The sequence below is a fragment of the Okeania sp. SIO2B9 genome, from assembly GCF_010672505.1.
In the GTDB taxonomy this organism is placed as follows: Bacteria; Cyanobacteriota; Cyanobacteriia; order Cyanobacteriales; family Microcoleaceae; genus Okeania; species Okeania hirsuta.
The window spans coordinates 1-6,176 of sequence record NZ_JAAHGK010000351.1 but is presented as its reverse complement, the minus strand read 5'-3'; the positions used below and the strand labels follow the sequence as shown (position 1 = coordinate 6,176).

At 38.5% G+C, this 6,176-nt stretch carries 7 protein-coding genes; all 7 read right to left on the bottom strand.

Annotated elements, in window-relative coordinates; genetic code table 11:
• Positions 1-660, bottom strand: a 660-nt coding sequence (locus F6K13_RS14115) for a GTP-binding protein (RefSeq protein ID WP_287287670.1), incomplete at its 3' end; no start/stop codon positions are given.
• 254 nt (positions 661-914) lie between these two features.
• On the bottom strand, positions 915-2,978 hold the full coding sequence (gene fusA, locus F6K13_RS14110; protein ID WP_287287668.1) for an elongation factor G: 2,064 nt from the start codon (positions 2,976-2,978) through the stop codon (positions 915-917).
• An 80-nt stretch (positions 2,979-3,058) separates the two neighbouring features.
• Positions 3,059-3,529, bottom strand: coding sequence for a 30S ribosomal protein S7 (gene rpsG, locus F6K13_RS14105; RefSeq protein ID WP_124146103.1), 471 nt, complete (start codon positions 3,527-3,529; stop codon positions 3,059-3,061).
• A gap of 124 nt (positions 3,530-3,653) precedes the next feature.
• Positions 3,654-4,028 carry a 30S ribosomal protein S12 gene (gene rpsL / locus F6K13_RS14100; RefSeq protein ID WP_124146104.1) on the bottom strand — a complete coding sequence of 125 codons (375 nt, stop codon included), beginning with the start codon at positions 4,026-4,028 and terminating at the stop codon, positions 3,654-3,656.
• Between the two features lie 568 nt (positions 4,029-4,596).
• Positions 4,597-4,920 carry an iron-sulfur cluster assembly accessory protein gene (locus F6K13_RS14095; RefSeq protein ID WP_124146105.1) on the bottom strand — a complete coding sequence of 108 codons (324 nt, stop codon included), beginning with the start codon at positions 4,918-4,920 and terminating at the stop codon, positions 4,597-4,599.
• 31 nt (positions 4,921-4,951) lie between these two features.
• Positions 4,952-5,365, bottom strand: a complete 414-nt coding sequence (locus F6K13_RS14090; protein WP_124146106.1) for a phosphomannose isomerase type II C-terminal cupin domain — start codon at positions 5,363-5,365, stop codon at positions 4,952-4,954.
• A 631-nt stretch (positions 5,366-5,996) separates the two neighbouring features.
• Positions 5,997-6,176 (bottom strand): hypothetical protein (locus F6K13_RS14085; protein ID WP_287287666.1); only part of this gene is annotated, 180 nt, incomplete at its 5' end.

Sequence of the window (6,176 nt, the reverse complement as noted above, 5' to 3'; positions counted from 1 at the left end):
AGGCTTATCAACATCGCGTTCTGGTGTAGGAATATATCCATCAACTTCATCCATCAGAGCGAGAATTTTATCTACCCACTCATTTTCACCCTTTCCTATGCTTGGGTTAGCTGTTAGTGCTTCTACTGCCTGTAAAGCAGAACCAGCAGCGATCGGAATATTATCTCCATCAAAATCATAGTCACTTAAAAGTTCCCGAACTTCAAGTTCCACCAATTCCAAAAGTTCCTCATCATCCACCATATCTTGCTTATTGAGGAAAACCACGATATTAGGAACACCTACCTGTTTGGCCAATAGAATATGCTCGCGAGTTTGGGGCATTGGACCATCAGCCGCAGAAACTACTAGAATTGCACCGTCCATTTGAGCTGCACCTGTAATCATATTTTTTACATAGTCAGCGTGTCCAGGACAATCAACATGAGCATAGTGACGCCCTTCTGTTTCATACTCTACATGAGCAGTATTAATTGTAATACCCCGTGCTTTCTCTTCTGGAGCTGCATCAATATCAGCATAATTCCTTGCCTTAGCTTTTCCTTGCGCTGCTAGACTCATTGTAATTGCCGCAGTCAAGGTTGTCTTGCCATGGTCAACGTGTCCAATAGTACCAATATTGACGTGAGGTTTGTTTCTTTCAAATTTTGCGCGTGCCATTAATTACTTGTTCCTTTTTTTTCCGTTGTTAATTCCGCCTTCCTTGCATGAGGAAACGGATGCACTGATTCATAATAGATAAATTTTGACAACTCTGCCGAGCCGTTTAACTAATCTTTGTTGGCCGTTTCTTTCAATCGCCTATTTTTTTTAGTCAATTGTCAGTTTTCATTTAGCAGTCAGTTCTTTTATTTTCACATTATTCAATCCAAAACTAAAACTTTAATCTAAGAACTAAATAAATTCCAGAATTGCTAGACATATCCTTTGGTCTTAGCAATGATAGTCTCTGCCACATTACGAGGCACTTCCTCATAGTGACTAAATTCCATTGAAAAGATACCACGACCTTGAGTTTTTGACCTCATGTCAGTAGCATAACCAAACATTTCTGCTAAAGGAACTTTTGCTGTTACTTTAGCCATACTTGATTCTACTCCTTGCCCCTCTATTTGTCCTCTTCTAGAGTTAAGGTCTCCGATAATATTACCAATATATTCTTCAGGTACTTCTATCTCAATCTTCATCTTTGGCTCTAATAACACAGGTGAAGCTTTAGTAACACCTTCCTTAATTGCCATAGAGCCAGCAATTTTAAAAGCCATTTCCGAAGAATCCACATCATGGTAAGATCCATCTACCAGAGTAGCCTTAACATCTATTAATGGATAACCAGCCAAAACCCCTGCTTCACAAGCCTCTTTCATTCCTTGTTCTGCTGGACTAATAAATTCTTTAGGTACTGTCCCTCCAACAATCTTGGAGACAAACTCAAAACCACTACCTAGCTCTCCTGGTTCCAGTTCTATGACCACATGGCCGTACTGACCTTTACCACCACTTTGACGGATAAATTTACCTTCAGCCTCAACCTGTTGGCGAATAGTCTCTCGGTAAGCCACCTGTGGTTGACCTACATTAGCTTCCACCTTATATTCCCGCAGCATCCGGTCTACCAAGATTTCCAAGTGAAGCTCACCCATCCCAGCAATTACTGTTTGGTTAGTTTCTGGATTAATACTCACTCGGAATGTAGGGTCTTCGTCTGAAAGAGCCTGAAGTGCCTGAGATAGTTTCTCCATATCTTGTTTAGTTTTGGGTTCCACGGCCACAGATATAACCGGCTCAGGAACATAGAGAGACTCTAGAATAATTGGATTATCCTTATCACAAACAGTATCACCTGTCAAGGTATGTTTCATACCTACAACTGCCCCCAAATCTCCTGCCCGCAGTTCATCTACATCTATTTTTTCATCAGCTTTTAGAACAATTAGACGAGAAATTCTTTCTTTCTTATCTTTAGTAGAGTTGAGGATATAACTACCTTTAGAAAGGACTCCAGAATATACCCGTAAAAAGGTGAGACGACCATAAGGGTCTGACATAATTTTGAATGCCAGAGCTGCTAGAGGTGTTTCATCATCTGAAGGTCTTGTATCTAGATCGCCATTTGGCAATGTTCCTTCAATTGATGGGACTTCTGTTGGAGCGGGTAAATAATCTACTACCGCATCGAGTAGAAGTTGAACACCTTTATTTTTGAAAGCTGAACCACATAACATTGGTACGACTGTACCTTTAATAGTGGCTTGACGAATTTCTTCTTCTGTAAACTCCTCTCCTTCAAGGTACTTTTCTGTCAGAGCATCATCTGTTTCTGCTACTGACTCAACTAGCTTCAGGCGATATTCCTGTGCTAATTCTTCTACTTCTGCTGGAATTTCCGTTTTTTGAATATCTGTTCCGAGGTCATTGGTGTAGATAAAAGCTTTCATCCCCACCAAATCTACAATTCCCCTAAATTCATTTTCACTACCGATAGGAATTTGGACTGGAACTGCATTAGCTCGGAGGCGACCGCGAATTTGCTCGTATACCTTGAAGAAGTTAGCCCCTGTCCTGTCCATCTTATTGACAAAGGCCATACGAGGCACTTCGTAACGATCGGCTTGACGCCAGACAGTTTCTGATTGAGGTTGTACTCCTCCTACCGAGCAGAATACAGCTATTATTCCATCCAGAACCCTCATAGAACGTTCTACTTCTATGGTGAAGTCCACGTGTCCTGGAGTATCAATAATATTAATTTGATGGTCTAACCACTTAGTGCTAATAGCAGCCGCAGTAATAGTAATTCCACGTTCTCGCTCTTGAGCCATCCAGTCGGTAACTGCGGTCCCATCGTGAACTTCCCCCATTTTATGTACTATACCGGAATAAAATAGGATTCTTTCTGTTGTTGTTGTCTTACCAGCATCTATATGAGCTGCGATACCAATATTTCGCACGCGCTCAAGTGGCATACTACGTCCCACAGTTACCTCCTTTATCTATGCTTCAGATTTTTACGCTTGATTAAAATTCTATATTTTAGGCATAAGTGGTTATATTATTCTTAATAACGATAGTGAGCAAAAGCCTTATTTGCTTCTGCCATTCTGTGAGTTTCTTCTCGCTTACGAACTGCACTACCTGTTTCGTTAGCTGCATCCATTAACTCATTGGCTAATTTCATGGCCATTGTTTTTCCTCCTCTAGACCTAGAATATTGCACCAACCAACGCAGAGCTAGGCTAGTTCCACGATCTGAGCGGACTTCCATTGGCACTTGGTATGTTGCACCACCCACACGACGGGCTTTAACTTCTACTAAAGGAGTCACATTCCGGACTGCTTTTTCAAATAGTTCTAAAGGATCTGAATCTGTCCTTTCTTCAATAGTTTTAAACGCATCGTAGACGATATTAAAGGCTAAAGATTTTTTACCGTGACGCATTATACGTCGTACCATCATACTTACTAATCGACTATTGTACTGTGCATCTGGAGGAACAGGACATCTTTGAACAACTCTACGACGAGACATATTATCACAACCAATAAACTAAACTTTAAATAATTTATATTTGACTAATAAATACAAAATTCAATATCTATTACATACTAATTTTACCTAATGTTTTCTTGAATTTTGCATTCTACCTACTAACTTAAGCTTTAGGCTTTTTCGCCCCATACTTAGAACGACTTTGTTTACGATCTTTAACTCCTGCGGTATCTAATGTGCCACGAATAATGTGATATCTCACACCAGGCAGGTCTTTAACCCTACCACCTCTAATCATAACTACAGAGTGCTCTTGTAAGTTATGACCAATACCAGGGATATAGGCAGTTACTTCAAAACCCGAAGTTAGACGTACCCTAGCCACCTTACGGAGAGCTGAGTTAGGCTTTTTTGGTGTAGTGGTGTATACTCTTGTGCATACTCCACGACGTTGAGGGCAACTTTTAAGAGCCGGAGATTTAGTTTTCTTCTGAGTTTCTTGACGAGCTGAACGAATTAGTTGTTGGATTGTTGGCATGAGTTATTAGTAACAGTTTTTCTTGTAATTCTTCTTAATCCCCTCGCTACAAAATATAATACTTTTGGGCGAGCTTACTTAGAAAATTTGTTCCCAATTTTTTTCCTAATAATTATTTATGTAAAAAGCGTTTCAGTCCGGAATTATCCGCAAACAGCTAATCAGCGTTTAGCAGTCAGCTTTGTGCAAAGGTGATACGCGACCCCTCCTAAAATTAAACGACAAGCTCAGAAGAAGTCGGAGATTTAAACCCAAGCTTTTAGCGTGCTGAAAGCTAAGTGCTGTTTGCAGAGCATTCCGGTACGGAAAATGCTGATAAATAGTTAAAGAAGAAGTATATTTTGGTAAATTACTTTGACCTTTAAAAAATATCCACTTTATAAATTAGCCTCTTTAACTATTAGGAATAAATTACCGTTGCGCCATAGGAACCTTTGGTGCAACGGCCTATTTTTCAGGAAGTTTAGGGAAATTATCAAAACATTAATTTTTTGCTTTGTCCCTACTTATTCTAAAAAACTTTACAAACAATCTTTTATTATAGGTTAGTAATACGTTTTTGTCAACATCAAATCGAAAAGGAATTTCCACAACCACAGGTAGCTTTAGCATTAGGGTTGTTAAATCGGAAGCCTCCACCCATAAGGTCCTCAGAATAGTCCAAGGTTAATCCATTCAGATAGTTTAGTTGTTGAGAGTCAACTACGACTTTAACTTTCCCACAGTCATAAACTCGGTCGTTACTGGCCAACTGTTCGTCAAACTCCATTATGTAATAGAAACTACAGCAGCCACCAGATTTAAACTTCAAACGAAATAAGGAATTTTGGTTTTGATGTTTAGACCTAAGACGAATAATTTCTTGGACTGCTGCTTCGCTCAAGTTAATCATTCACAAATTTTTTTTTGCTTACCAGTTAAAATTAGGACTTTGTTCGGGCATAATCATCTTGAAAACGAACAATATCATCCTCTCCAAGGTACTCTCCATTTTGTACTTCAATCAATACTAAAGGAATAACTCCTGGATTTTCTAAGCGATGAGAAGTACATTGAGGTACATAGGTAGATTGATTGTTTTGCAGAATTTCTTCTTTGTCTCCACAGACAACCTTAGCAGTTCCTGAAACAACAATCCAATGCTCGCTACGATGGTGGTGCATTTGTAGACTAAGTCTATGCCCTGGTTTGACTTCTATTCGCTTGATTTTGTATCCAAGTCCATCTTCTAAAACTGTGAACGATCCCCAAGGACGTTCGGTGGTAGCCATTCCTTTTAAGGAAGAAGGTATAGACAATTTAGGAGTTTGGGCTACTTCTTTAACTTGTTGTACCATTTTTTGACGATCTCCAAAAAAAATAAAATACTTATGGTTATGTGTAATCTCCTGAACTCAGAGATTATTAGAGACTATATCTCTAAAATCTGGTATACAAACAATTCTCTCACCTAGTATTTTTAGAGGTTCAGACTGAATACAAATAGCTTAGGGGTCGAGTCAAATTGGATACCATATAAACCATAGCAAAATTACCCCTATTACTGTCACCCCCTATTCAAGCTTTTTGAATATCTACATCAAATCTTCATATATCTAGATAGATATATAGAGTTAGAGAAAATCAAAAACTATTTATAGTAGACATCTGGTGAAAACTTAGTTTTTGCCCAGGTATGCCAAGGGTTTGAGATTAATTCTTAAAGAGGTCTAGTACCTATAGTCCTCATAACTAAGTTTTGCTTCATTCTGCTTCAGATTTTTTAAGCTGTTTAAAAGTCATAGATATTTTCGAGCTTTATACACTATGTATACTATTGACTCCAGTATCATAATTAACTCGATCCTGAAAAATTATACTGTGAGTATGTATAAGGCCACCATGATCAAAGTAAGGCCTAATTTTAGAGGCATGTCCATAAGCAAATATTTTTTTATCTAAAGTCTAAATATTATCAGGGTGAAAAAGTTAAAAAATATATAAGCCTACTCGATCTAATAAACACTGGACTATAATAATTAAAACAATTCTAACTAAATGATGAGCTATAAGCGACAGAGTTTGACAAAGATCTTGATGTACCTGTTGCACTATCGCTTCACTATCTAAGTTCGCAATTTCCGGGTCTGTTGCACCACCAATAAAATT

Excerpts from the sequence above, each read along its gene's own strand:
- rpsG (WP_124146103.1), bottom strand. The coding sequence starts at position 3,529 with ATGTCTCGTCGTAGAGTTGTTCAAAGATGTCCTGTTCCTCCAGATGCA.
- rpsL (WP_124146104.1), bottom strand. The coding sequence starts at position 4,028 with ATGCCAACAATCCAACAACTAATTCGTTCAGCTCGTCAAGAAACTCAG.
- F6K13_RS14095 (WP_124146105.1), bottom strand. The coding sequence starts at position 4,920 with ATGATTAACTTGAGCGAAGCAGCAGTCCAAGAAATTATTCGTCTTAGG.
- F6K13_RS14090 (WP_124146106.1), bottom strand. The coding sequence starts at position 5,365 with ATGGTACAACAAGTTAAAGAAGTAGCCCAAACTCCTAAATTGTCTATA.